The organism is Endozoicomonas sp. Z74, from assembly GCF_057680865.1.
Genome location: NZ_JBLYZI010000018.1, coordinates 30816 through 56169 on the forward strand (window position 1 = coordinate 30816; position 25354 = coordinate 56169).

Sequence of the window (25354 nt, forward strand, 5' to 3'; positions counted from 1 at the left end):
CTTCACTCCAAACACCCTCAAAACAAACCCGATTAACTGGACTTGCCTGACCGGCATCTCGCTAGACTTTCGTCTGGTTTCGTTGACTGACTCCCTGAGCAGCGAGGCGTATACTAGAGAAACTCCTCGGCTGATGCAATGCTTTTGCAGCTCTTTTTTAGTTTTTTCAGACCCGGATGCTGATGAGCCACTTCTCCCCAGAAACGCTCATTCAGTTTTCCTTCTTCCTTATCACTCAGTTCAAGCCACCACTTTTCAGGGGCTTTTGGCAGCGACTTAATGGCCACCGGATAACCCGCTTCCATTAAACGACGGCTTACGGTTGTCGCCGACTCTTTGCGGCTAAACAACCCAAGAGAAATGCCGTTAGCCAGCTCTCCCTGGGTAATGACAAAACTGTCAATTTTCTGCGCCTGCAACTCCCGCAGCTGCCGGATAGCCGCATCCCGGCTTGGCAGTGGCGGAATGTGTACCCAATAGTCAGACTGCTGGTCATTTTCGTCTGCCCTCTCCCGGCTACTGACTCCAATGGCAAACAGTCTCTGTTGCAGCTGGTCCGCTTGGTCGGCACTGGCGAAGGGCCCCAGAAAAAGGCACTGAGCGTCCTCATCTGAAACCGGCGCTGGAGGTGATGATTCTGCAATAACGGCTTGATGGGAGGGTTGAGCCTGCTGACGCTCAGAAAAAAGCTCCAGGCGCCTGCCTGCCTCCTCACGGGGCACACCGCTATCCACCTGGGTGTGGTAACTCATCCGGGACTGCTGAAACATGCCCCAGGCAAAATACCCCACATTGAGCAAAACCAGACTAAGAGCAACCCAGCGCATTGGCTCTCCCCAAATGGCTCTCTTCAAAGCCTTCAAAAGCCAGCGCCAGCCCATCCATCACCAGCTCCGGGATTAGCCGGCATTGAGCATCAACAAAAGGTTCCAGCAGGCAACCATCTCCTCCTGTGACATAAACGACAGAATCTGAATAGTGATTCAACTGAGCATTGATCATGGCCACCACCATCGCCAGAACCCCCTGGTTTATACATTCTGAGCGGTTCCTCCCGGGTCCTGTGGATTCAGGCAATTGCTGGACCAGATCCAGATTGGCAGTATTGGCTTTCAGGGCCGTTTTCATCAGGGTGATCCCTGGAATGATATAACCGCCATGATGCACTCCCTGCTGATCCACTAAATCAATGGTAATCGCGGTGCCGCAGTCAACAATGACCTTGTTCCTGCCAGGCTCCTGATGGTGAGCCCCCAGCATGGCCAGCCATCGGTCAACCCCAAGCAGGGACGGGTCCTCATAGGCCACCTTCACCCCCTGCCAGCAAGGCTGTACCTTTGCCTGCAACAAGTCCATCCCCCGGCACTGGTGAATCACTGTGCTAAGCACATCATAACGCTCGCTGCCGGAAACCACGGACGCCCTTGCCCCATCGATTTCCCCCAGCTGATCCAACAGCAGCGGCAACTGTCTCAGCCAGCTGTCGCTGTTAACCAGGTGCCCCCTGGCCATGACCTGTTTTTCACTGACCAAACGCCACTTTAACCGACTGTTCCCTGCATCAAATTCCAGGATTTTCATGTTCTCTCTGACCACTGCCTTCGATCTTTCTACCCGCCCTTAACGACACCTCTCCGCCGTTAAAAGTCATCATACCCTCTGGGGTTTCCAGCAACAGCCCCCCCTGAGAATTTACCCCGCAGGCACGCCCTGATACTTTCCGCCCCGAAGCATCCAGCGCTACCTCCTGCCCCAAAAAGGCATCATGGCGAATCCACTCATCACGAAACAGGGCAAATCCCCCCTCGCTGAAGCGATTCAGGGTATAACAGAGGGTATTCACCAATGAACTGACGACCGCATTCCGCCCTGCAGCCTGCCCGCAGACACGTAACATATCCGTGGCAGGCTGACCAATGGCGGCCAGTTGCTGTTGGCTAAGGGCAATATTGACCCCGACCCCAATCACCACCTCACAGTCACCCGTAGGGTCTCCGTAAACCTCAAGTAGGATACCACTGAGCTTTCGAAAACCATCAGGGGCTTCCCAGAGCACATCATTGGGCCACTTCAGTTTCAAACCATCCGCTCCACATGCCTCCAGGGCCTGAAGCACCGCCAGGCCAACGGCCAGGCTCAGCCCCTCCAGTGAAGCCATGCCTTCACTGAATGGCCAGCGCAGCGAAAGACAGATGGTGGACCCAAAAGGGTTACTCCAGGTTCTGCCCCGGCGACCACGTCCGCAGGACTGATACTCGGTCACACAGAACACTTTTTTATCGCTCAACATATGCCCGGACTGGGGAGAAGCGGCGGAAAGCTGTTTATACCTGCCCGCTGAAAGCTCTCTGACCCTGTCCATTGTCGAAGCGGTCTGCAGGCAGGTATCCACTTCAACCTGGTCTTTAACGGCCGGTTCAAGACCGTCAAGAATGACTTGCCGGTCAAGCAGCTCAATCCCCGGGTGCAGGCGATAACCCTTTCCACGCACTGAATCCAGCTGAAGCCCAAGTTCTTCAAGCGCTTTCAGTTTTTTCCAGACCGCCGCCCGGGATACACCAAGGGCATTACCCAGCGCCTCTCCGGAATGAAAACCTCCATCCGCCAGCAGTTTCAGTAATTGTTCCATGAAGCATTCACCTTGCATTGAGCGGGGTACTATATCTTGCTTTCATCCTGCTTTCAGTGAAGCCCGGAATCACCTCCACGGGAATCACTGTTGATCGGGCTTTCGGGGCGGTCGCGCACAGACCCAAGAAACGCTTTTCCCTGACGATCCAGTGCTGATGACCTGCCCCGGTAAAGCAGCATCAAACGGGAACGCCCATCGAAGTATGAGTGAACCCAATAGTGGGAACACGCCACTCCCGGGCACCGGTGACTGGCTTTCAGCCTGACTACGGAATACCCCTTCACCTGGCTTTGTTCAATATCCAGAAGGGTAATCTGCAGCGCTCGCTGAACCCTTTGTATCCAACGCTTATCGGTTTCTTTATGACCGCCTTTTTTCCATAGCGTACAGGATGCCCGGAAAATGCGGTTGTCAGAGGACAGACTGGCCCTTTGCTTTCGCACCACCCTGCCATCCAGAAGAAGTTCGACAGAAGGCGCGCCTGGAAAGCCAACCGTCCATGGACAGTCATCCAGAACTGGCTGGCGCTGCTCAAAATCTGACATACAGGCAGTCAGTAACAATGTGAGCAGAAGAGCCTGAAGGAAAACCCGAATATTCAGAAGACTCGCCTTTCAAAAAGTAGTGCTTCAAACAGGCTAGACCAACTGTATCCCTCTGTGGATTCCCGCAAACACAGTGCATATACTGGCGTATCCCAGATAACAGAACCAGAACAGGGTTGCATCATGAGTATCTTCAAATCCCACATTGTTCAGATGGGAGCCTACCAGCCCCCCTTGGAAGGGCGGGATCCTCATAAGCACCTTCTGCTGGATTTCAATGAGCGCACCCTCCCGGTCAGCGGGAAAGTAAAGCAGGCCCTGATCGACTATATCAACAGTGACCGGCTGCAGACTTACCCCTGCTATGGCAACCTGACAGAGAAAATTGCCGGATACTGTCAGGTTAACGAGCCCCAGGTAATGATCACCAACGGCTCAGACCAGGGCATTGATCTGATTGTCCGGGCAGCCTGTACAGAAGGGGACGAAGCGATTATTCCCGGCCCCACCTTTGCCATGTACCACCAGTGTGCCCAGGTAGAAAACCTGAACGTCATTGAGCCGCAGTACTCCCAGTCCACGGGATTTCCAATAAATAAAGTACTTGAAGCCATCAACCCGGCAACCCGACTGATTGTGATTGCCAACCCCAACAACCCCAGCGGAACCACTGTTCATCGTAAGGATATTCTTGCCATAGCGAAGTCGGCACCCGGGGCTGTGGTACTGGTCGATGAATGTTATTTTGAATACACCCGCTCTACCGTCACCGATGCCGTCATGGAATACCCCAACCTGGTGATTACCCGCACCTTTTCAAAAACCTGGGGACTGCCGTCTATTCGCCTGGGCTACATTATCAGCCATCCGGACAATATTAAGGCTCTGTTGAACATTCGCGGGCCCTATGATGTCAATCAGTTCGCCGCAGTTGCCATCAGTGCCGCACTGGATGACCCACAATACACCCACCGGTACGTCAAAGAAGTCATGGAGCAATCCAAGCCCATTCTCGAGGCATTTTTAAAACAGAAAGCCATTGATTACTGGCCCAGTGTCGCCAACTTCCTATGGGTGTTTCCCAAAAATGCCGATACCGTTGAGCAGCATTTGAGACAGAACGGCATTCTGGTTCGCCCCAAGGCAGACAGCGATGGTCGCAAGGGGCTGAGAATCACTATCGGCGACGAACCCCAGACAAGACAGCTGATTAACTGCCTGGAACAGGTACTCTGAATTCTTTTCAAAACCATTTATCGGTTCTGACGGCTATCTTTATTGATAGCCGTCTGTTGTTCTGCAAAAGGATCCCGTTTTCATGAGCAGGCTTTATTTATTTTGCACAGCAACTCTTAACCTGTAAAAGCCACCTTTTCCTATCAAAGCTCAGCACAGTCCTTTTTATACAAAACTGGCCGTTTATCAAAGCCCGTCTACACTGACGTCTGTTCCTAATGTGGTTCAAGCCATTTCACTAAACCACTTCCACCTCATGGAAATCCGGAGTTGTATAAATGGTTTCCTTCAATCGTACACGACCAAATTCTGCTCTGTTTCCTCTATCAGCCCTGGCATTCTTCTGCCAGGCCATTAATGCAGCACCTTTAACGGTGGAGCCCCCACCCCTGAGAAAGGATGATCCGCCCCCATACCAACACACTTTTAATACTGCTAGCCCCACAACACTGACCCAGGATCAAATCATCAGCAAAACACCGGAAGAGCTGTCAAAAATGGTTTTTCAGCCCAAAGACGGGCAACCAAATCAACCGGATACCAGCAAACCTGTCCCTAACCTGAAGCTTGAGAGCTTGAACCTGGAAGCAGATATTAAAGGGGAGAAAGGGTTTCCCGCTCTTTTCAAACTAGTACCGTCTACCTCAATTGGGGATCATAATGGCCAGCATGTCCTGGATTTTAAAAACCCGATGCTGCAGCTCTCAGGCACCAATGGTCCAGCCTCGATTATTACCGGTGTACGCCCCAATTTTCCGGGCCCCAAAACACAAGCCAGTGGCGAATTTGTCTTAACAGGACAAAGTTCCAGCATGACGTTTAACCAATGGAGCATGGGCGGCACCACTCAGATCGGAAAAGTGCTGGTGACGGACGGTGCAAAAGCGTTTTTAACTACCGCTGGACCACAACTAACCGCTGTGTATATCACCATTGATAAAGGCGCGTCGGTTGCCCGGGAGGGCTCGGTTTTTGCTACAGATCCCAAATACGCCAAGGTGACCGGACATGTCCCGCCAGAAGACCCAGCCAATGCCATTTTTAAAAACGGTGTTTTATATTTTCAAAAGCCAACGCTGGTGATTGATGGCTCAAAAGAGTCCGCCCTCTATGCCATTAATTTTTACTACATCACAGTGAAGGACAGTAACCTGAAAATCGAACCTCAGGGAGGCCCATCCCTGGGAAGCGGTATTAGAACAGGCGTTCCTTCAGCTCAGCCTTCCGGGGGCAATGCCGGTACGATCAGGCTGGACATAAAGAATTCCTCCGTTACCGCCTTTAAAAATACAGTCACCTCAGAAGTAAAAGAACCTACCTACTTTCCTGGCTACAGCACCTATGGCGGCCTCAACGGGGAAACCATTGTCATTGACAACTCTCCGGTTCAATCAGTAGTGCGTTACAAGGCTGGCAATACGGTTTACGAACGCCCGGGAATGACCCATATCAAAGGCCTTCAGTTGAAAGACTATAATCCTCAGACAAAACTGAATGAAGTGGTGGGTAACCGGCTCTTTATTCATGGCAGCCAATCCAAAGTACTTGCCAGAATCGACAGTATTGAGGAAGTATTTGTCTCAGATGGTGCTCAGTGGTGGGGAACCAACGGCAACGTTCCTGTGAAATCAATGACCATGACTGGAGCCAACTCCCTGGTGTCCATGCTCTCAGAACCAGAGCCCACAACCACCACCGTCGACGGCAAGAAGGTACTTTCCTATCCTGATACCCTGAAAATGGCTGAAACCGCGCAACTGACGGTTTCCGAAGGCACACTGGTACATAACCTGGGTAACTTCCAGAGCTTCAAACTGGCTGGAGGCACCTTTCAGGGCATGTTAAAAGGTATTAAGAAAGACCCCAGAGTTTCAACCGTTACCCTGACCTCCGGCACCCACGAAGGAGGTATTATTACCGGGGTAGCGTCCATTACCATAGATGGGGCTGTTAACCTGAAGCCCTCACAACGGACACTGCCCCTATGGACCAGTAACACCCAGCAATCAACCCAAACCAAACTGAAACCGGTTCAGTTTGACAGCCCTGCCCGGATCACGGCCACGGGAAAACCGGTACTTCATAAAAACACCGGGCTGAAGACCTCACCGGTGGTGGCCAATCAGGGACTCACACTGGAGAGTGGTGCCGGTATTGAGCTGGCACCCCTGTCGAAAGACGATGTTAACAAAGAGGTCGCCTTTCTCCGGGTTGAAAAAGGCCTGACCCTGAAAGGAAATAATGCGATACATGGCCGCTTTGTCGACACCAAAAATATCGGACCCCAGGCGCTCCGAGCGGCCCTTGATAACAAGCCACTGCAATTCCGGGTGGTGAATGCTGATAAAATCACCGGAGAGTTCGGTACCCCTGTTTTTGACTCTCCGGTGTTGGGTGTTACCGGTGTTCTTGATAGAACCAGTATTCCGGACCGGGACATTTACTGCCTTAAATTCCATACCGGAGCCTCCGGGTCCGGAGGTACCAGCTGTGGAAGCAACCCCGACACACCTGACGTTCCAGATACCCCAGACGTTCCTGACAAACCTGATACTCCAGATAAACCCGACACAAGCGACGACAGCAGCGGCACACCGGACAAGCCCGACCAGGGCACTGATGACAGCACCTCCATCGACTCCTTGGCTGCCCTGAAAAAGACCCTGAAAGAGAGCGGGCTTTCAGACACTCAGGCCGACAGTATTACCCACCTTGCTGAAGCCGGACATAAAGCGGATGACAAGGATACCGGAGATAAACTGCTGGCCACCATCACCGGTAAAAATCAACAGCAACTCACCGTTCTGGCCAATGAAAACACACCAGGCCTGCTCCTAAATGGCGTCACCAGCGATGCCCGGGTCTTCCATCAGGATACCGTTAACGCCATTGATGACCGCCTTTACCGAATGGATTATCTGGACAAAAGCCTGGCAGGTGTCAGCACCGGCGACGCCATGATGCATGCCCCCACCATGTGGCTCCAATACATGCATAACCAAGGGGATCGTTACACCACCAGTGACGCCCTGGGATTTGACAGTAAAATCGATGGCGTGATCCTGGGCTTCGACACCACTCTTGATGACCAGTTCGTTCTGGGCATCACCGGTGCCTACGCCAAATCCCGGCTGAACAGCAAGGAAATCAGCCAGACCATCAAGTCCGATCGATATCAGGGTGGTCTCTACGCCCAGTGGAGCAAAGGCATCAGCTTTATTAATGCCACGGTCAACTACGGCGCAGGAAAAGGCGACCTGGAAAGAACGGCGGATGCCAAACACTATACGGCCAAAGACGTTAAACACACCACCTGGGGTGCCAAAGCCAGCGCCGGGGTGGATTGCCCGTTAAACAACTCTGTTTACATACGCCCCGAAGTCAAACTGAACTACACCCGATTCAAACAGGATGGTTACAGGGAGGACGGACCGGATATCCTGGCTCAGGAGGTCAAGGAGTTTGAACAGGATGTAGTTGAACTGGGAGCCGGCTTCAAGGCAGTGACGGAGATCCCCATTAATAAAGGCTCACTGCAACCCTTTGTACAGCTGGAGGGCTACCACAACTTCAAGGATGACCGCCCTGAAACTCAGTACCGCCTGGTCAATGTGGGTGACCTGTGGACCACCGTCAAAGGCGCAGAGATTGAGAAAAACCGAGTCCTGGCCGGTGTCGGAGCCTCTTACCGGTTGGATCAATTTACCGTCGGCGCCACCTATCGTTACAACTGGAACGGTGATTTCCGCTATCACAATGCCCGGATTCATGTGGAGTATGAATTCTAAAGAGGAGAGTGTGGGCACTCTTGAAGGAACAGCAGTGCCCTCTTATACCTGCCTTTATATTTGCCCATTCAATTATTTCATGCATTGCCAATGCTCATTCACTGACGTTTAAATGTCACTCTTTCTGTTTTTTCTTCTGAGACAACCATGGAAGCTCACTGGCAAGATCACAAGACCCGTTTAAAACACTACATCGCCCGGCAGGTTGATGATCAGGCACTGGTGGAAGATCTGTTACAGGATGTGTATATCAAGGCCCATACCCAGCTGAAACAACTGAAGTCTGAACAGAGCATCGGTGCCTGGCTTTACCGGATTGCCCATAACGTGATCATGGACCATTTCCGTAAACAGAAACCTGAGGATGAATTGCCTGAGTTCCTGGCCGCCCCAGAAACCGATGAAGCAGAAAAGGCGCATCAGTCATTGGCTCTCTGCCTGCAGCCTCTGATGGAAGAGCTGCCAGAAAAATACCGGCAGCCGTTACAGATGGCCGAACTGGAAGGGTTGAGCCAAAAACAGGTGGCGGAACAACTGGGCCTGTCCCTGTCCGGAGCCAAAAGCCGACTGCAACGGGGCCGGGCCCTATTACGGGATCACTTCACCCGCTGCTGTGACATTGAGACGGGCCGGGGTGGCGTTATTGACTTCCAGCCAAAACACCACCGTTGTAGCCAATGCTGATAATGCACCAATAGGCTCAGGAAGTGGCTTCAAGCTCCCGGACATCATGGGTCATGCGCATCGGGCAAAAGTCCGGACCACACATGGAGCAGAACCCGGCATCCTTGGCCCCGTCCTGGGGCAGGGTTTCATCGTGATAGGCTTTGGCGGTTTCCGGATCCAGGGCCAGGTTGAACTGGTCCTCCCAGCGGAACTCAAACCGGGCCCTGGACAATGCATCATCCCTTAACCGGGCTCCGGGATGGCATTTGGCCAGATCCGCTGCATGGGCGGCGATTTTGTAAGCGATCAGCCCCTGTTTGACATCTTCCCGGTTGGGCAGTCCCAGGTGTTCTTTGGGCGTTACATAGCAAAGCATTGCACAACCATACCAGCCGATCATGGCCGCCCCGATGCCTGATGTGATGTGGTCATAGCCCGGTGCAATATCGGTGGTCAATGGCCCAAGGGTATAGAAAGGCGCTTCATGGCAGTACTCCAGCTGTTTATCCATATTCTCTTTGATCAGGTGCATGGGAATATGGCCCGGCCCTTCAATAATCACCTGCACATCGTGCTGCCAGGCTTTAAGCGTCAATTCCCCAAGGGTTTCCAGCTCGGCAAACTGGGCCGCATCATTGGCATCGGCCACGGAACCCGGCCTCAGGCCATCCCCCAGGGACAGAGTGACATCATAGCGCTGGCAAATGTCACAAATCTCATCAAAATGCTCATAGAGAAAGTTTTCCCGGTTGTGAATCTCACACCACTGACCAAGGGTTCCTCCGCCCCGGGAAACAATACCCGTCACCCGGTCCCGGGTGAGTTTCACATGATTCCGGAGAGTGGCGGCATGGATGGTGAAGTAGTCCACCCCCTGCTCCGCCTGTTCAATCAGGGTATCTCTCATCACCTCCCAGCTCAGGTCTGCCACCTTACCCTGCACCTTTTCCAGAGCCTGATAAATAGGCACGGTGCCAATGGGCACGGGAGAGTTGCGGAGAATCCACTCCCGGGTTTCATGAATGTTCCGGCCTGTGGATAAATCCATCACGGTATCGGCCCCCCAGCGGGTAGCCCAAAGCAGCTTTTCCACTTCCTCTTCAATGGTAGACGTCACTGGCGAGTTACCGATATTGGCATTTACTTTCACCAGGAAGTTCCGGCCAATGATCATCGGTTCCGCTTCAGGATGGTTGATATTGGACGGAATCACCGCGCGCCCTTCTGCTACCTCCCGACGCACAAACTCCGCAGTGATCACCTCTCCTTCCGTCCGCCCCATGCTCTCACGAAGGGCAATGTATTCCATTTCCGGAGTAATAATGCCCTGACGGGCATAGTGCAACTGGGTTACATTTTTACCGGGCCGGGCCTGACGGACCGCCCGTGAATACTGGAAGCGAAAGGGTTCCAGCTGAATATCCCCTTTCCGTTTACAGGCATAACTGGAAGAGTGGGCCTTCAGCTGCTCGGTGTCGCTTCGTTCATTAATCCAGTCGGAACGTAAAGGCTCCAGACCTTTCAGCAAATCAGGCTGAAACTGCGGGTCGGTATAAGGGCCTGAGGTGTCATAAACCCGGATAGAGGTTTCCCCATCCGCTTTACTGTACTCCCCCCGGCGTTGCCCCAGGGTGATTTCCCGCATGCCCACATGAATCCCCCTTCCATTGCCGGATATATAAACCTTCCGGGAGGCAGGAAACGGGCGGCAGGCTTCCTCCAGCAGCTGATCCCGGGCAGGAATAGGCGCCTTGATCGAAGCTTCTGGTTCGCTGCTGCCCCTGGGCAGAGTACTGGTTCGAGGGGTGTTTTGATGATTATCGCAAGCCATTGGATCACCTTTTGGTCAGGTTGGCTTGCCGGTGTCGCTAGCAATAAGAGCGTCAGGACGAACCGTTAATCCCGGAGACGCTTCTTACCCCGTCCCATCTTATAAGGATCAACCGGTTGTTCAGGTATTCTCTTGTTCCCTTCGCAGGTATTACCCCGGGCAGGTTCTACGGATTTGCCAGCCTCTGGTTCTCTCAGTCAGGAACCAGAAACCGGCGATCTCAGCTATCGCACTCCGACAAGAGCTTGGGAGTATATTGCTGAATGAATGGATATTGAAGCCTGGCAGAACGTCTCAGGAAAAAAAGCCCCCCCTTTTGACGGCCATCACTTTTTTACGCTCAGGAATAATCCCCTTCAAGCTCCTTCTGCAGCTTGTGGATAAAATCCCGGAGGTAATCCGTATTCCGCTCTGCCATGGCACGACCCGCCGGCGTCTGCATGGTCCCGGCAAGCTTCAGCAATTTGAGCTGAAAATGGTCCAGGGAAAAATGGCGGTCATCCAGATCCCGGTCTTCGGCCATGGGGTCCTCCGGATCAAACAGTTTCTGCCGCAGCAGCCCGCCGGTGTAAAACACCCTGGCCAGGCCTATGGCGCCCAAAGCTTCCATTCGGTCAGCATCCTGCACAATTTTTGCCTCCAGGGTTTGCGGGGGAATTCCAGCGGAATAGCTGTGGCATTGAACCGCGTGGCAGACATCGTCAACCAGCTCTCCGGGAAAATTCATCTCCTGCAGGCAGCTTCGGGTTTTTTCTGCCGCCAGGGTAGAGGCTTCACAACGGCGGGGGTGGTCCTTGGGCAACACGACAATGTCATGAAAATAACAGGCAGTCAGCACCACCAACCAGTTAGCCTCTGGGGACTCCTGATCCAGAATCTGCCGGGCGGTCTTCCACACCCGCTGAAAGTGATGAAAATCATGGGAAGCATCATCGGTATGATGCTCCAGGGCCTGAAGATAGGAAACAATGCGGTTTTCCCACTGCTTCAATGTTTCCGGGGCATTATGGTCGTTCATAGATTCAGCAGGTGGCTCAGGTGACTGTCACTTTTTCTCAGGCTTTCGACGGATAAGTCCCGAAAGTTATCCACAACGGATTGTTGTACACTGCTTCTTGACAACAGGCTCTGGGACCAGGCTTTCACAGCCGGAAAGGCGCTCAACAGGGAGGGCATGCCCAACTGTTCCAGAAGATCGATGCGCATCAAAACCGGGGCCATGGCGGTATCCACAAGAGACATTCTCTCCCCGGCAAACAAAGGGCCTTCTACCTGAGATTCCAGCTTTTTCAGCTGAGAGCTCAAGTCCTCTCTTAACGCTTCATAAGCATCAGCCTGTTCAGCCATGGTCATTCGATAGTAAGTCATGATCACCGTGGACCCGAACTCAATCCAGGCCCGGTGCCGGGCTTTCACCAGAGGCTCTGTGGGATGCAACGAGGGGGGGGTGATCTCATCCAGAAACTCATTGATCACCGCCGATTCGAACAGCACCTCTTCACCCACCCTGAGTACTGGCACCTTGCCCAGGGGGGAGATGGCCAGAAACCAGTCGGGCTTATCCGCCAGGTCGATGAACGTCAATTTGAACTCAATGCCTTTTTCCAGCAGGGTGATCACGGATCGCTGAACAAAAGGACAGGTCTTGAAGCTGATCAGCTCAAGTCCGGGCAGACTCATGGCTTTTCTCCTGTCATGGGGTGATGCCTCTCAGGGGTGAGGGTAGCGGGTACATCGCTTGACATCGATAAGGGGGTCACTATGCAGAAAGTCCCTGGCATGTACAACCACCCGGTCATCATAGATCTGGACCCGGTGGTACTGGGGGGATTCGGGAGAGACTGCCCTAACTTTACGCTCGATAAAATCAAAAGGGGTCTGGTGCACCAGAGAAAGAGGGCATGAATAGCTGATGCCCTGCCAGCTGCCTGAAACGCTCCGATGAACGTGACCAAAGAACAGGTGGCGGACCCTGCCGGGAAACTGATTGACCACGTCAAGAAATTCATCACTGTTCAGGAGACCATCGTCATCCATGCTAGGCAGGCCCAACTTAAACGGCGGGTGATGCATAAACAGAAAAACCGGTTCTCCTTTCAATAGCTCCTGCTCCAGCCACTGCAATCGCCAGGGACAGAGATAGCCACCCCGTCGTCCCTCTTCCAGAGTATCCAGCCCCACCAGCCGCCCGGCGGGCGTTGACAGGCTGAACTGAACAAACCCTTTTTCATTCATGACCTCATGTCCGAACACCTGGCAGAAAGCTCTCCTGGAATCATGGTTCCCCATGAGCAGCCAGCAGGGAAAGGGAAGGCGCCCCAGCTCTTTTTTCAACAGCTGATAGGCAGCCTCCTCTCCCCAGTGAGCAAGGTCTCCGGTAATGATACAGGCCTGGGAATCAGGGCAGAATTTCACAATGTCATCAATACAGCGCCTGAGCCGGTCGCAGGGGTCAATGTCGTAGTTGATCTTCCCCTCAGGCACCAGCTGGGTGTCCGAAATATGTATGAAGTCGTAGAGCATCGGGTTACTGACATGAATGGCTTTGTTATTTATAGCGGCCTGCCAGCCAGTCGCCATACTATTTTTTATCCGGTTATGGAGAGCAGAGGATTATCGAGTGAGCACCGCTGGAGGCCTGGCTGGAGAGTACGCTGGAGCCTGCATGCTGTATCGGGCAACAGTACAGGTGCTCCACCCCTCAAAACAGTCCAGAGTCATCCCCAGCTGTTGCATAACACCCTGGGCAAAAGCATTGTCTGGCCGACTGAATGAAATAATACGTCTGATACCCAGCTGTTTAAAACCAAACTGAGTCACAGCCTCCGCCGCCTCATGAATCAGCCCCTGCCCACGAAACTCCGGTAGAAAACGCCACCCCATCTCAATATCCCGGCCGTAAGGGGAAAACCCGCAATAGCCAATCAGCTGATGGGTTTCCCTGAGCACCACCGCCCAGCGTGACCAACCCCACTTGTCCATTTCAGTCTGAAACCGCCATAGCTCATTCTCTGCCTGACTGCCTGGCTCTTCCGCCATCAGATCACATCCATCTTCCACTGACTCCCCCAACAGATTGGCAAGCGCGGGGAGATCCTGAATCTGCCAGGTTCGTAAAAGCAGGCGGGGGGTTTCACAGACAATCAGCACAATGGACTCCGGACATCTTTAACAACTACTGCTTGGACAGTGGGGTGAATGTAAAAGTTCTCCATGACAGCCATAAATTCCGATCAAAAACTTCAGCAAAAGCTGAACTACAGTCTGGTCTAGAATCGAAATTCAATGCCGATCAAAAAATATACCCTTCTTTCAATAGAAAACAAACTAAAACCTGTCTGACGGCAGGCATTCTGGCGCATCATGGCAGACAGGGTTTTCAGAAGCCGTTTATGAACATTGAAAAAACAAATACCCACAGCGAAAAAAACCTATGAACAAGAATGTATTGAAAGCGTTTCTTGCACAGCCTGAGCCGGACTTCCAATGGCAGTGCCTCCACCAGAGCACGTCTGACAATTATCCACAGGTCACCGTCTGCGAACTGTCAATGACTTCACAGCGCTGGCGTGAAAGCAGTAAAGCAGGATGCAAATTCCCCCTATGGCAACACCGGTTGGAACTCTACCTGCCAGAACAGCCAGGCAACGCTCAGAATAAACCCTGCCTGCTCATGGTGAACGGTGGTTACCGGCACGATCAGTCACTGGAAACCTCCCCTGTCGGCCAGGTAGATGGTGCACGGCTGTGCCATCTAACAAAGTCACCTGTCGCCTGTATAAGGGACATCCCCAACCAGCCGTTGACCCTGTCCGATGGCAAGCCCCGCACAGAAGATGACCTGGTGGCCTGGAGCTGGCAACAGTTTCTCCTGTCCCCCGACAATAATGCTTTTTTTCCTCTTCAATGGCCCATGGTCAAAGCCATTGTCAAAGCCATGGATGTGCTTGAAGCTTTCTGTCTGCAGAACCACCACCCTCTGTCATCTTTCGTGGTAACCGGCGGCTCAAAAAGGGGCTGGGTCACCTGGCTGGCGGCAAGTTGTGACACACGTATCAGCGCGATCATTCCTTTCGTAATTGATGTACTGAATGTGAAAGCCTGTATCCGGCACCACCTTCGGGTCTATAACGGCTGGGCCGAGGCCATTGCCGATTATGCAGACCCCGACCACGATGTGCTGTCCAGCCTGGAAAATCAGGCTATGGACGAACTGCTTAACCTGATTGATCCCATTCACTACCTGCCCAGTCTGACCCTGCCTGCATTCATAGTGAATGCCTCCAGTGATGAGTTCTTTCCCCCGGATTCTGCCCGGTTTTATTATCACCAGCTGGAGGGAATGAAAACCCTGCGTTACCTGCCAGGGGCCAGCCATTATCTGGGCAGGGACTCCTCGGTTAACCTGGACGACATCATGGCCTCCCTGTTCGGGCCACTGTCCGAAGCCAGAACCCTGCCAGGAATGACCTGGGAATATACTGACCAGGGCGGCATCACATTAACGGTGGATACCAAACCTTCGACCGCCAGAGTCTGGTTGTGCCACAACCCGGATGAACGGGATTTTCGAAAACCGGTTCTTCAGGCCAAGGGGTTGAATTACCTGCCTGTTGCTCTGGAGCCCGATTCAACGTCTGACCAGAAATCGTCCCGGTGGGTCTACCAATGGGAACCCAAAACACCGGAGCAGGGCTGGTTGTCCTTTTTTATCGAAGTGCAATTTGCAAATACCCCCTATCCGGACCTTTATTACACCAGTGGCGTCAGAGTCGTTCCGGATGTCTTTGAGGAAACCAGCACCGCTGATTGATCCAGCCTCACTGAGCAGTCGTATTGTCAAAAGCGCCAAAATACCTTTGTAAAACCCTTCCGGTTGATTAAGCTGTATTAAAACAAGAGTACGGAATAGATCATGGCCATAGTCCCTCTTCCCGAGCCTGAAAAAGCGATTACCCTGGGCATCAGTTCCTGCCTGCTAGGACACAAGGTTCGCTATAACGGAGGCCACAAGCGCTCCTCATTCTGTGTGAACACCCTGGACAAATACTTTTATTTTGAACCGGTCTGTCCTGAAGTGGCCATTGGGCTGGGCACCCCGAGAGAGCCAATCCGCCTTGTAGGAGAGCTGTCTGACTCTGCAACAGACACCCACTCAGACACCTCCACATCATCCACCGATAAGCATCTGAGCATCCGGGTGGTAGGCACCGAAGATGCCAACCTGGACGTCACCGAGCCACTGGCAAATTACGGTCGGGAAAAGGCCCGCGAGATGCCCCATATCAGCGGCTATATCCTGATGCAGAAATCCCCCAGCTGTGGCATGGAGAGGGTCAAGGTCTACCATGAAAACGGCCACCCTCTTGGGGAAAGCGCTCCTGGCGCCTACGCCCGGGCATTTATGGCCAGCCAACCGCTGCTTCCGGTTGAGGAGGAGGGACGACTCCATGACCCCGTCCTTCGAGACAACTTCTTCACCCGGGTGTATGCCTACCACCGCTGGCAGACACAGGTCATGAACAACCCTTCCTATGGGGCCCTGGGAGAATTCCACAGCTCTCATAAGTACACGATCATGGCCCACTACCCCCAGGGCTATGAACAATTGGGCCAGATCGTCGCCAAAGGCAGTCGCATTCCTCTTGAGACTTTACTTGAGGAATACATCCAGCAATTTATGGCCGCCCTGAAGCAACGGGCCACCCGAAAATCCCATACCAATGTCATGCTGCATATTCTTGGCTACGTGAAAAAAAGCGTCGACGGCGACCAGAGGCAACAGCTACTGAAATTGATTGAAGAATACCGCCAGAGCATTGTCCCCCTGGTGGCACCCATGGCCATGCTCCGGCACTTTATTGAACATCACGGCAGTGATTACATCCGCAAGCAGACTTACCTGGAACCTCACCCGGATCAGCTGGGGTTGAGAAACCAGATTTAACGGCGACTTCCTGTTAGACTCGTCTGGCCATAAGAGTGTCCACTGCCTGTATACAACTCAGCCAATAAACAGCCAGGTTATACCGATCATGTCCATCTGGAAAAAAGCCTTTAATCCGGACTCCCAGCCCTTTAAAGACAACATGTGCACCCACCTCGGAATCGAAATTACCGAAATAGGGGAAGACTTCATGCGCGGCACCATGCCCGTGGATCACCGCACCATTCAACCCATGGGGCTATTGCACGGAGGTGCCTCAGTGGTACTGGCGGAAACCCTTGGAAGCATTGCTGCCAATCTCTGCTGTGATGAAGGCAGCTACTGCGTGGGCCTGGAAATTAATGCCAACCACCTTCGCTCGGTGACCTCCGGAAAAGTGACCGGCACTACCCGCCCCATCCATATTGGTCGCAGCACCCAGGTCTGGGAAATCCGGATGGAGGACGATCAGGGCAAACCCACCTGTATCTCCCGGATTACCATGGCCACCAAAACCATGAAATAAGGCAGCCTCAGGCTGCCCATTCATTTCTTTCTTTTGGACAGTCAGCAATAACAGTGTCAGCCTGGAACTTTCTGGCCGTTCACAGGTCTATCTCTCAAGTCATGCCCATAAACCTGAGCATGTTGGTGGTTCGTTTGAAAATAGACCCACTCCAACTGATCTCATAACGGAAGTAATAACGCAAGGAGCTCATCATGAACAGTGCCATTACCCAAGGCTTTTTAACGCCACCACCATCGCCAACAGACACGACCTTAAAACCTGGTTTAATGCCAGAGTCGGCTGATCGCATAACAGTTTTACCTGAAAGCAGTACGCACCCTACCTGCAAAAAAAGAAAAACAGATGTATTTGATGACCAGCAAACCACTCCAGTCAAACAACACGCCATCAAAAAAAGAAAAATAAGGCAAAGATTCAAAAAACCAGAATGGAATCAATGCATAGAAAAAATTAACAACTCACAGAATCACTTAAAGCTATTGGATGATGCAAATACCACCAACACATTAAAGGATATTATTATTAGTGCTTCAATAATAAAAACCAACCAAGAAATATTGCTTAATTCATTGAACACACCAATCTATAAGGATCTTTTACAATGGCTCTTTTCATGCCAACAAGAACTATCAAACCAATACCAGGGTCAAGAAGTCCAACCCTCCTGGTTAAGTGACGATATAAGGCATGAGCGTGAACTGAGAATGTTTGTAGTATTGGAGGCTATTGAAGCATGGGCAGCAGGGGAAAAGGAATTAACCGTTAATCCTAAAGGACTAAAGACCTTACCACCCATTGAGCCCTATTTTGACAAAGTCATTTACGAAGAAACCCCTGACTCCATTTAACACATTCATTCAGTGACTTGTTGGGCCAACAGAAACAGAAACAGAAACAGGAAACAGGTGATACCCGAAACAGGGTATCACCCCATTCACTTACATCAGGCCCTCAACCAGCTGCTCCAGTTTAACCTGGTCTTTGGCAAAGTTACGAATACCTTCCGCCAGCTTCTCCGTGGCCATGGGATCGTCATTCATCGCCCAGCGGAAAGCCGCCTCATCCAGCACCACTTTTTGCTGATCCCGCGGATCACACACCGGCTGGTCAGCAAACAGTTTCTGACGCAAGGGCTCCTGTGATTTTTCCAGATCATCCAGAAGCCCCGGACCAATGGTCAGGCAGTCACAACCCGCCAGCTCGATAATTTCACCGGTATTTCGAAAGCTGGCGCCCATCACCACAGTTTTATAACCGTGCTGCTTGTAGTAGTTATAAATGCGGGTCACAGAAACCACCCCGGGATCTTCCTGGGCCGTAAAATCACGCCCCTCCGCTTTTTTATACCAGTCAAGAATACGGCCAACAAAGGGAGAAATCAGGTAGGCGCCTGCCTCAGCGCAGGCCTGGGCCTGGGCAAAACTGAACAGCAGGGTAAGGTTGCACCGGATGCCTTCTTTCTCCAGAATTTCCGCGGCCTTGATGCCTTCCCAGGTAGAGGCAATTTTGATCAGCAGACGATTGGCATCGGCTCCCTGCTGACGATACAGGTCAACCAGCTGGCGGGCCTTGTCCACCGTTGCCCGGGTATCAAACGACAGTCGAGCATCCACCTCAGTGGACACCACACCGGGCACCACCTGCTGAATTTCCTTGCCAATCCCGACGGTCAACCAGTCACAGGCATGGTGAACCTGGTCCTGCCGGTCTGGGGACTGCTGTTGACCATAGGCAACCGCTTGCTCAAGCAAGGTTTTATAAGCAGGAAGTTCTGCGGCTTTCAGAATCAGCGAAGGGTTGGTGGTGGCATCCACAGGCTGGTAACGACGAATGGCTTCAATATCACCGGTGTCGGCTACCACTTTGGTCATGGCCTTTAATTGATCGAGTTGATTTTGCATGGCACACCTTTTTCCTGATGGGTCACTGGCTCCCGGTCGTTCCCGGCATACTGCCCGGGTATAACGGATTGACGCTCAACCAGTGTGGATCTGAGGGTTTTGACAGCAGGCTCAATCCCGGGGTTCTCAATCCGGTCGATCAGCGTATTCGCTGCCAGCTGCCCAAGCTCTGCCTTGGGCTGGTGAATGGTGGTCAACGGCGGAGAAGTAAACGCCGCCAGCTCAATATCATCATAACCAATCACCGAAACATCATCGGGAACCCGCAGGCCGTGACTTTGCAGGGCGCACATGGCTCCCATGGCCATCAGGTCATTGCCCACAAACAGGGCTGAAGGACGCTCCTCCTGATTCAGAAACTGGCAGGCCGCCTGATAGCCACTGTCCGCCGTCAATCTGCCTTCAACTACCCAGTGGTTCCTGACAGGGATACCCGCCTCATCCAGGGCCCGATGATAACCGGCCAGTCGCTCACTGCTGGGAGAGAGTTCCCGGGGGCCACTGATGCAACCAATGTCAGTATGACCCTGGTCTATCAGGTAGCGGGTGGCTTCATACCCCCCCAGCTCCGGGTAATCCATAATCACATCGGCCCGGCCTGAGCCCGCATGACAGTCAAGGATCACCATGGGCCACTGACTCTGCTTCTCAAGCAACGTAAAAAACGCCGGATCACTGTGTGCGGACATGACCAGCAAACCGTCTATGCGTTTTTCTTCAAGGGTTTTCAGGTAGGAGGTTTGTTTTTTCAGGTCGGATGCCTGATCGTCACAACCGGAGTTACACAACACCAGATGATAGCCCCGTTTATAACAGGTTGCCTCGACCCCGTGAATCACTTCCGCAAAAAAAGGGTTGGCATTGGAGGCCGTCAGCATACCAATGGTGTGGGTTTTATTGGTTTTCAGGCTCCGGGCAACCGCACTGGGTTTATAACCAAGGGTCACCACCGCCTCCTGTACTTTTCTGGCGGTTTCTTCACTGACAAACCGGGTCTCATTAAGGACGTGGGAAACAGTGGAAATGGATACCTCAGCCAGCTTTGCCACGTCCTTGATGGTCGCCATGGTTATCAACTCTCCCTTCTCTTCTGGATCGACTTCTGGTTGAAATTGCCGAGCAGCTGATGACTCTGAATAAACTGCTCTGTTTCAGAACGCATGGGCACTGATGTCTGAGCCCCCTCACGCATCACTGATAATGCGGCACTGGCATTACCAAAATAAATCGCTTCTTCAAGGGATTTTCCCTCGGACAGGGCCACCAACATGCCACCATTGAACGTATCCCCGGCCGCAGTCGTATCCCGGGCCTTCACCCTGAAGCTGGCCACCATCTCTCCCGCTACCTGACCGTCACGATCTTTGCTGGAGGCATAAGCCCCCTGACTGCCCATGGTAATCACGACAGTCCTGATACCTTTATGGTGAAGCACCTTTGATGCCCTGGCGGCCGAGGGCAGATCATTCACGGCAATTCCCGTCAGGACTTCTGCCTCAGTCTGATTAGGGGTAATCATATCAATACAGGCCAATACCTCATCAGACAGTGGCTGGGCCGGTGCCGGATTTAACACGACAGTTGTTTTGGATGCCCTGCCTACTCTGGCGGCTTTCAGTATCGCTTCTATAGGTGTTTCCAGCTGCATCAGCAGGTAGTCAGCCTCTTCAATGGCCGTCCGGTGCCGTTCAACCCTATCCTCATTCAGGTAACCATTGGCTTCGGCAGAAATACCAATGCAATTCTCCGCCTGTTTATCCACAAAAATCAAGGCAACCCCGGTATTCACACCTTCAACCTGTTCAATCACCGAAGTATCAATACCGTCTGCAGAAAACTGCCGGATAATCTCGCTGCCAAATGCATCCTGTCCGACACAGGCCATAAAGCGTGTATTGCCACCCAGACGGGCACAGGCAACCGCCTGGTTGGCCCCCTTTCCTCCAGGAATAATGTCATAGCCAGAACCGGTCACCGTCTCTCCCGGACGGGGAAATGCATTCACCCGCAGTACATGGTCGGCATTAACACTGCCCAGCACAAGAATCTGTTTGCTCATGAATCACCCGGAGCGTCCATCAAAATGCCCATGGCGAAAGAAAAATAGGTTTCGCCATCCTCTCCCATGAAAGACAGGAAAGAACACTGTTTTTCACAGAAAGAATAAAAGGCATACCGGCTTGTCTGAAGTGAAACCGGTATGCGGATCGCAGGATTACTGCTGTTGAATCAATTGAAGTTCAACCGGTGTGTAAGGGGCAACGGTTTCACCCTTGAGCACCCGATCAGCCACTTCCACACCAATTGAGCCAATCTTGCCCGCCTGCTGGGCGATAGTGGCAGCCAACTCACCGTTTTTCACCGCGGCAATGCCTTCATCAGTGCCATCGAAGCCCACCACAATAATGTCTTTCTTCGCCGCTTTGACCGCTTTAATGGCACCCAGGGCCATTTCATCGTTCTGGGCAAAAATGGCTTTCACATCGGGATTGGCCTGGAGCATATTCTCAGCCACATTCAATGCCTTGGTTCGGTCGAAATCCGCAGGCTGGGTGGCCACCACCTTCACCTCGCTGGCACTGATCGCCTTGATGAAACCGGCCCCCCGCTCCCTGGCAGCAGAAGTTCCTGGTACACCTTCAAGCTGCATAACAGTTCCCGCATTATTCAGCTGTTCAACAATGAACTTCCCGGCCATTTCACCACCAGCCTCATTATCCGATGCAACATGAGACTTCACCGCACCGCCGCTCGCCCCTCTGTCCAGGGTAATCACAGGTATCTCAGCCCGGTTTGCCACGCGGACTGCATTTCCAGCGGCATCGGAATCCGTGGGATTCAAAAGAATGGCACTGACGCCTTTAACGGTCAGATCCTCTACGTTAGTCATCTCCCGGGCAGAATCATTCTGGGAGTCCAGCACCATCAGTTTATAGCCCAGCTCTTTGGCCCTGGCTTCAGCACCTTCTTTCAGGGTGACAAAAAACGGATTATTCAGGGTCGACACCACCAGTGCCATGGTTTTCTGACCACCGGCCGGTTCCGTGCTGCTCTTGTCCTTTGACTGGTCACAACCGGTCAATGCAAGGCCTGCAATAGCTGCCACAGCCAGAGTCTTATGAAGAGAGGAGCCGCCAGGGGACACCACTCTTTTCATACGGTTCATGAATTCGTTGATCAAAAGGGACATGGACAACCACCTCATGGTTCAGAGCCGGGCCGGCATGCCGGCCCACGAATAGGAAGGGTTACTTGCTGGAGCGGGTATCCACCAGCACAGCCAGGAGAATTACCAGTGCTTTGGCGATCAGCTGGTAATAGGAAGAAACGTTCAGAAGGTTCAGAGCATTGTTAAGGATACCAATAATCAGCACCCCCACCAGGGTTCCCATTATACGACCCTTGCCACCCGTCAGGCTGGTACCACCAAGCACCACTGCGGCAATGGCATCCAGTTCATAGCTGCTTCCAGCCGTTGGCTGGGCGGAAGCAAGCCGGCTGGTCACTATGATGCCTGCCAGCGCTGACAGGGCACCACTGATGCCGTAAACAGCCAGCTTGACACGATCTACGTTGATGCCAGACAAGCGGGTGGCTGACTCATTCCCACCCAGAGCATAGACATAACGCCCGAGTCGTGTGTGGTTGAGAATGTACCAGGCCAGGCCGAATACCATTGCCATCAGATAAATAGGGAACGGAATGCCAAAAAGATAGCCAGTACCCAGCATGGAAAAGGCTTCAGATGCACTGCCTCCAAAGGTTGAGACTGGACGACCATCGGTGAATACCATGGTAGCCCCCCGAAGCAGCGTCATGGTTGCCAGCGTAGCAATAAAGGGCTGAACTTTCCCACGGGAAATAATCACCCCGCTCAGACAGCCCAGCCCGGCACCGGCAGCAATGGTAAGAGTAAGCACCAGCATCAGATTAAAGTCGAGGCCAATCAGAGTAGCGGCCAGAGCGCCGGTCAGGGCCAGAATAGAACCCACGGCCAGATCAATTCCGCTGGTCAGAATGACAAACGTCATACCCACGGCAATAATGGCATTCACCGACGTCTGTCGCAGAATATTCAGAAGATTGTCCGTGCTGAAAAAGTTGGGGCTGATCATTGAAACAACCAGCATAAACACCAGCAATGCAATCACTGACTTATATTCAAACAATGCTTCTTTTGTGAAAAGAGAGCGGATGCCTGAACGGGGACGGCTGTCTTTTTGAAGCCGGTCTTGATACCCGCCTTGAGAATCCAGTCCGGCCTGAAGGGTATTCGGGGTCATATTTCTGGTCATAGGATTACCTCTAAGCGCTCAAGCCGCCTCAAACTGGCTGCCAACAGCACAACGCATCAATTTTTCCTGGGTGGCTTCGCGGTGGGTGAATTCACCCGTAATGCGACCTTCATGCATCACCATAACCCGGTCGCTCATTCCCAGAACCTCAGGCATATCAGAAGACACCAGAATGATGCTCATTCCCCTGGCCTTGAACTCGTTTATCAACTGATAAATTTCTTTCTTTGCACCCACATCAACGCCCCGGGTGGGCTCATCCAGAATCAGCACCATGGGAGAGGTCATTAAACCTTTGGCAATGGCTACCTTCTGCTGATTTCCCCCACTGAGGTTTTTGATCAACTGGTTCTCACCGGGGGTTTTGATGTTGAAACGGTGAATAAAATCCAGAACGGAGGCCCGCTCCTTCTGGCGATTAATGCGTCCTGCTCCGCAGAATTGTTCCAGGCTGGCAAGGCTCATGTTTTCCCGAACCCCCAGCTCGACCACCAGGCCATCGCCCTTTCGGTCTTCTGATATATAAACGATCCCTGACGCCAGCCCCTGCCTGGGGCTACGAACCAGCGTCCGCTCGCCGGCAATGTAAATATCGCCTCGGGTGGCAGGGTTGGCACCGAACAGGGCTTTCATCAGCTCTGTACGCCCAGCTCCCATTAATCCCGATACCCCGAGAATCTCCCCGGAACGAAGGTAGAAGCTGGCATCATGAACCCCTTCTGCTTCCAGGTTGTGCACTTCAAGAATCTTTTCACCAGGCAGTGAAACGGTGCGGGGGTATTGCTCTTCAAGGGAGCGCCCCACCATTTTTTCAATAATCCGGTCTTCCGTCAGCTCAGACACCGGAGACTCATCAATAAAGCGGCCATCTCGCATCACGGTAGCGTGGTCACAGATCTGGAAAATTTCCTGAAGCCGGTGGGAGATATAGACAATCCCGCGCCCTTCTTTGCGCAGCTGGCGGATAACCTTGAACAGACTGCGGGTTTCTTTTTCCGTAAGGGCATCGGTGGGCTCATCCATAACAATCACTTTGGATGAAAACGACAGCGCCTTGGCAATTTCCACCATCTGCTGAACGCCGATACTGAGTCGGCCAACAGGCGTTGAAGGATCAAAGTCCACTTCGAGCATATCCAGGAGCTTCTTCGCTTCTGCTCTCATGGCAGGCCAGTCAATACGCCCCAGTCTGCCCATGGGCTCACGTCCCAGAAAGATATTTTCGGCAATGGACAGTTCCGGAATCAGGTTCAACTCCTGATGAATGATGCTGACCCCCCGCTCCTGGGAATCCTTGGGGCCTTTGAAAGCAACCTCCTGTCCCTCATAAATCAGACTGCCTTCGTCTTTTTCGTAGATGCCTGTCATCACCTTCATCAGGGTGGACTTGCCCGCACCGTTTTCTCCCAGCAAGGCCATGACCTGGCCGGGGTATATATTAAGACTGGCCTGGTCAAGGGCCCTGACCCCCGGAAACGTCTTGACCACAGAGCTCATTTTCAGGATGGGTTCGATCATCAACGAATCCTCAGTTAGGTAGTCCAGGCTCTCTTCAAAACACCACGCCGGATTTCAGAATGACGTTGGCATAGGGGGTGCATTCTCCCGTCCTGACCACAGCCCTGGACTGGTCAGACTGAGCCTTGAACGCCTCGTGGGACACCATGACCGTCTCGATCGCCTTTCCCTGTTCCTGCGCAAGACGGGCAATTCTGGCGGTCAGCTGTTCATAGAGCTCAGGACTGACACGAGCCATTTCTTCCGCAATCACCACCTGTTCCACACAGACTTCCGATAACACGACCTCAAGTGTTTCCAGAAACCCGGGCACACCGTGGGTCAGTGCCAGGTCAATCCGTTCAGCCCTTTCTCCAATGGGCAACCCGCAATCGCAAACTGTCAGGGACTGGCCATGACCCAGGCTGGCAATAGCCCCGGAAATATGAGGGTTAAGGAGTTTGCCTTTCTTCATAAGCTGCTACCGGACAGAAAAAATCATGTAAAA

General features: G+C 52.7%; 23 protein-coding genes and 1 riboswitch. Of the genes, 7 read left to right on the forward strand and 16 right to left on the reverse strand.

What is annotated here, in order from left to right; all coding sequences use genetic code 11:
* Positions 1-113: 113 nt before the first annotated feature.
* Genes ACNRUY_RS07480 through ACNRUY_RS07495 form a run of 4 tightly spaced genes read right to left on the reverse strand, consistent with a single transcriptional unit; the run spans position 114 to position 3177 of the window.
* On the reverse strand, positions 114-827 hold the full coding sequence (locus ACNRUY_RS07480) for an SPOR domain-containing protein (protein WP_488111025.1): 714 nt from the start codon (positions 825-827) through the stop codon (positions 114-116).
* Positions 808-1581 carry a type III pantothenate kinase gene (locus ACNRUY_RS07485; protein WP_488111026.1) on the reverse strand — a complete coding sequence of 258 codons (774 nt, stop codon included), beginning with the start codon at positions 1579-1581 and terminating at the stop codon, positions 808-810. The genes ACNRUY_RS07480 and ACNRUY_RS07485 overlap by 20 nt, the downstream gene beginning before the upstream one ends.
* Complete coding sequence (locus ACNRUY_RS07490) at positions 1562-2629, reverse strand: biotin--[acetyl-CoA-carboxylase] ligase (protein ID WP_488111027.1); 1068 nt, start codon at positions 2627-2629, stop codon at positions 1562-1564. The genes ACNRUY_RS07485 and ACNRUY_RS07490 overlap by 20 nt, the downstream gene beginning before the upstream one ends.
* Positions 2630-2682: 53 nt before the next feature.
* Positions 2683-3177, reverse strand: a complete 495-nt coding sequence (locus tag ACNRUY_RS07495; RefSeq protein WP_488111028.1) for a hypothetical protein — start codon at positions 3175-3177, stop codon at positions 2683-2685.
* A gap of 183 nt (positions 3178-3360) precedes the next feature.
* Between ACNRUY_RS07495 and ACNRUY_RS07500 the strand changes: the two genes are divergently transcribed.
* The 3 genes from ACNRUY_RS07500 (at position 3361) to sigZ (ending at position 8885) form a co-directional block, all read left to right on the forward strand.
* On the forward strand, positions 3361-4413 hold the full coding sequence (locus ACNRUY_RS07500) for a pyridoxal phosphate-dependent aminotransferase (protein WP_488111029.1): 1053 nt from the start codon (positions 3361-3363) through the stop codon (positions 4411-4413).
* A gap of 278 nt (positions 4414-4691) precedes the next feature.
* The gene (locus ACNRUY_RS07505) at positions 4692-8201 is read left to right on the forward strand and encodes an autotransporter outer membrane beta-barrel domain-containing protein (protein ID WP_488111030.1); all 3510 of its coding nucleotides are present in this window, start codon (positions 4692-4694) and stop codon (positions 8199-8201) included.
* 147 nt (positions 8202-8348) lie between these two features.
* A complete protein-coding gene (gene sigZ / locus ACNRUY_RS07510) occupies positions 8349-8885 on the forward strand; it encodes an RNA polymerase sigma factor SigZ (RefSeq protein ID WP_488111031.1) in 537 nt (178 codons plus the stop codon).
* 16 nt (positions 8886-8901) lie between these two features.
* Here sigZ and thiC read toward each other — a convergent pair whose 3' ends face one another.
* From thiC to ACNRUY_RS07535, 5 genes are all read right to left on the reverse strand, one after another.
* A complete protein-coding gene (gene thiC, locus ACNRUY_RS07515; protein ID WP_488111032.1) occupies positions 8902-10698 on the reverse strand; it encodes a phosphomethylpyrimidine synthase ThiC in 1797 nt (598 codons plus the stop codon).
* Between the two features lie 119 nt (positions 10699-10817).
* A riboswitch (TPP riboswitch) is annotated at positions 10818-10945 on the reverse strand.
* A gap of 93 nt (positions 10946-11038) precedes the next feature.
* On the reverse strand, positions 11039-11716 hold the full coding sequence (locus ACNRUY_RS07520; protein ID WP_488111033.1) for a phosphohydrolase: 678 nt from the start codon (positions 11714-11716) through the stop codon (positions 11039-11041).
* Complete coding sequence (locus ACNRUY_RS07525) at positions 11713-12378, reverse strand: glutathione S-transferase family protein (protein WP_488111034.1); 666 nt, start codon at positions 12376-12378, stop codon at positions 11713-11715. Before ACNRUY_RS07525 ends, ACNRUY_RS07520 begins: the two co-directional genes overlap by 4 nt.
* A gap of 30 nt (positions 12379-12408) precedes the next feature.
* Positions 12409-13278: a phosphodiesterase gene (locus tag ACNRUY_RS07530; protein WP_488111035.1), complete on the reverse strand. Its 870-nt coding sequence runs from the start codon at positions 13276-13278 to the stop codon at positions 12409-12411.
* A gap of 33 nt (positions 13279-13311) precedes the next feature.
* Positions 13312-13848, reverse strand: a complete 537-nt coding sequence (locus ACNRUY_RS07535) for a GNAT family N-acetyltransferase (RefSeq protein ID WP_488111036.1) — start codon at positions 13846-13848, stop codon at positions 13312-13314.
* A 283-nt stretch (positions 13849-14131) separates the two neighbouring features.
* Here ACNRUY_RS07535 and ACNRUY_RS07540 point away from each other — a divergent pair, with 283 nt between their 5' ends.
* The 4 genes from ACNRUY_RS07540 to ACNRUY_RS07555 all read left to right on the forward strand — a co-directional run bounded on the left by ACNRUY_RS07540 (position 14132) and on the right by ACNRUY_RS07555 (position 18001).
* Positions 14132-15511, forward strand: coding sequence for a PhoPQ-activated protein PqaA family protein (locus ACNRUY_RS07540; RefSeq protein ID WP_488111037.1), 1380 nt, complete (start codon positions 14132-14134; stop codon positions 15509-15511).
* A gap of 102 nt (positions 15512-15613) precedes the next feature.
* Positions 15614-16645 (forward strand): YbgA family protein, encoded by a 1032-nt coding sequence (locus tag ACNRUY_RS07545; RefSeq protein WP_488111038.1) that lies wholly within the window; start codon positions 15614-15616, stop codon positions 16643-16645.
* 88 nt (positions 16646-16733) lie between these two features.
* Positions 16734-17150: a hotdog fold thioesterase gene (locus ACNRUY_RS07550; RefSeq protein WP_488111039.1), complete on the forward strand. Its 417-nt coding sequence runs from the start codon at positions 16734-16736 to the stop codon at positions 17148-17150.
* Positions 17151-17344: 194 nt separating this feature from the next.
* Positions 17345-18001 carry a hypothetical protein gene (locus ACNRUY_RS07555; protein WP_488111040.1) on the forward strand — a complete coding sequence of 219 codons (657 nt, stop codon included), beginning with the start codon at positions 17345-17347 and terminating at the stop codon, positions 17999-18001.
* 90 nt (positions 18002-18091) lie between these two features.
* Here the strand turns inward: ACNRUY_RS07555 and tal are convergent, their stop codons facing one another.
* The 7 genes from tal to rbsD form a co-directional block, all read right to left on the reverse strand.
* Entirely contained in the window at positions 18092-19054 is a 963-nt protein-coding gene (tal, locus tag ACNRUY_RS07560) for a transaldolase (RefSeq protein ID WP_488111041.1), read from the reverse strand.
* Positions 19030-20121: a LacI family DNA-binding transcriptional regulator gene (locus ACNRUY_RS07565; protein ID WP_488111042.1), complete on the reverse strand. Its 1092-nt coding sequence runs from the start codon at positions 20119-20121 to the stop codon at positions 19030-19032. Before ACNRUY_RS07565 ends, tal begins: the two co-directional genes overlap by 25 nt.
* Before the next feature lie 5 nt (positions 20122-20126).
* Positions 20127-21113 (reverse strand): ribokinase, encoded by a 987-nt coding sequence (gene rbsK, locus ACNRUY_RS07570; RefSeq protein ID WP_488111043.1) that lies wholly within the window; start codon positions 21111-21113, stop codon positions 20127-20129.
* A gap of 156 nt (positions 21114-21269) precedes the next feature.
* Positions 21270-22244: a ribose ABC transporter substrate-binding protein RbsB gene (rbsB, locus tag ACNRUY_RS07575; protein ID WP_488111044.1), complete on the reverse strand. Its 975-nt coding sequence runs from the start codon at positions 22242-22244 to the stop codon at positions 21270-21272.
* A gap of 58 nt (positions 22245-22302) precedes the next feature.
* Positions 22303-23349: a ribose ABC transporter permease gene (gene rbsC, locus ACNRUY_RS07580; RefSeq protein ID WP_488111045.1), complete on the reverse strand. Its 1047-nt coding sequence runs from the start codon at positions 23347-23349 to the stop codon at positions 22303-22305.
* 18 nt (positions 23350-23367) lie between these two features.
* Positions 23368-24867: a ribose ABC transporter ATP-binding protein RbsA gene (rbsA, locus tag ACNRUY_RS07585; RefSeq protein WP_488111046.1), complete on the reverse strand. Its 1500-nt coding sequence runs from the start codon at positions 24865-24867 to the stop codon at positions 23368-23370.
* Positions 24868-24901: 34 nt separating this feature from the next.
* Positions 24902-25321, reverse strand: a complete 420-nt coding sequence (rbsD, locus tag ACNRUY_RS07590) for a D-ribose pyranase (RefSeq protein ID WP_488111047.1) — start codon at positions 25319-25321, stop codon at positions 24902-24904.
* Positions 25322-25354 lie beyond the last annotated feature (33 nt).

Bases quoted from the DNA above. Each gene is read 5' to 3' on its own strand.
- ACNRUY_RS07490 (WP_488111027.1), bottom strand. From the start codon at position 2,629: ATGGAACAATTACTGAAACTGCTGGCGGATGGAGGTTTTCATTCCGGA.
- ACNRUY_RS07550 (WP_488111039.1), top strand. From the start codon at position 16,734: ATGTCCATCTGGAAAAAAGCCTTTAATCCGGACTCCCAGCCCTTTAAA.
- tal (WP_488111041.1), bottom strand. From the start codon at position 19,054: ATGCAAAATCAACTCGATCAATTAAAGGCCATGACCAAAGTGGTAGCC.
- ACNRUY_RS07480 (WP_488111025.1), bottom strand. From the start codon at position 827: ATGCGCTGGGTTGCTCTTAGTCTGGTTTTGCTCAATGTGGGGTATTTT.
- ACNRUY_RS07530 (WP_488111035.1), bottom strand. From the start codon at position 13,278: ATGGCGACTGGCTGGCAGGCCGCTATAAATAACAAAGCCATTCATGTC.
- rbsB (WP_488111044.1), bottom strand. From the start codon at position 22,244: ATGTCCCTTTTGATCAACGAATTCATGAACCGTATGAAAAGAGTGGTG.
- ACNRUY_RS07565 (WP_488111042.1), bottom strand. From the start codon at position 20,121: ATGGCGACCATCAAGGACGTGGCAAAGCTGGCTGAGGTATCCATTTCC.
- ACNRUY_RS07525 (WP_488111034.1), bottom strand. From the start codon at position 12,378: ATGAGTCTGCCCGGACTTGAGCTGATCAGCTTCAAGACCTGTCCTTTT.
- ACNRUY_RS07505 (WP_488111030.1), top strand. From the start codon at position 4,692: ATGGTTTCCTTCAATCGTACACGACCAAATTCTGCTCTGTTTCCTCTA.
- ACNRUY_RS07520 (WP_488111033.1), bottom strand. From the start codon at position 11,716: ATGAACGACCATAATGCCCCGGAAACATTGAAGCAGTGGGAAAACCGC.
- sigZ (WP_488111031.1), top strand. From the start codon at position 8,349: ATGGAAGCTCACTGGCAAGATCACAAGACCCGTTTAAAACACTACATC.
- ACNRUY_RS07495 (WP_488111028.1), bottom strand. From the start codon at position 3,177: ATGTCAGATTTTGAGCAGCGCCAGCCAGTTCTGGATGACTGTCCATGG.
- ACNRUY_RS07500 (WP_488111029.1), top strand. From the start codon at position 3,361: ATGAGTATCTTCAAATCCCACATTGTTCAGATGGGAGCCTACCAGCCC.
- ACNRUY_RS07555 (WP_488111040.1), top strand. From the start codon at position 17,345: ATGAACAGTGCCATTACCCAAGGCTTTTTAACGCCACCACCATCGCCA.
- thiC (WP_488111032.1), bottom strand. From the start codon at position 10,698: ATGGCTTGCGATAATCATCAAAACACCCCTCGAACCAGTACTCTGCCC.
- rbsD (WP_488111047.1), bottom strand. From the start codon at position 25,321: ATGAAGAAAGGCAAACTCCTTAACCCTCATATTTCCGGGGCTATTGCC.
- ACNRUY_RS07485 (WP_488111026.1), bottom strand. From the start codon at position 1,581: ATGAAAATCCTGGAATTTGATGCAGGGAACAGTCGGTTAAAGTGGCGT.
- rbsC (WP_488111045.1), bottom strand. From the start codon at position 23,349: ATGACCAGAAATATGACCCCGAATACCCTTCAGGCCGGACTGGATTCT.
- ACNRUY_RS07545 (WP_488111038.1), top strand. From the start codon at position 15,614: ATGGCCATAGTCCCTCTTCCCGAGCCTGAAAAAGCGATTACCCTGGGC.
- ACNRUY_RS07540 (WP_488111037.1), top strand. From the start codon at position 14,132: ATGAACAAGAATGTATTGAAAGCGTTTCTTGCACAGCCTGAGCCGGAC.
- rbsA (WP_488111046.1), bottom strand. From the start codon at position 24,867: ATGATCGAACCCATCCTGAAAATGAGCTCTGTGGTCAAGACGTTTCCG.
- rbsK (WP_488111043.1), bottom strand. From the start codon at position 21,113: ATGAGCAAACAGATTCTTGTGCTGGGCAGTGTTAATGCCGACCATGTA.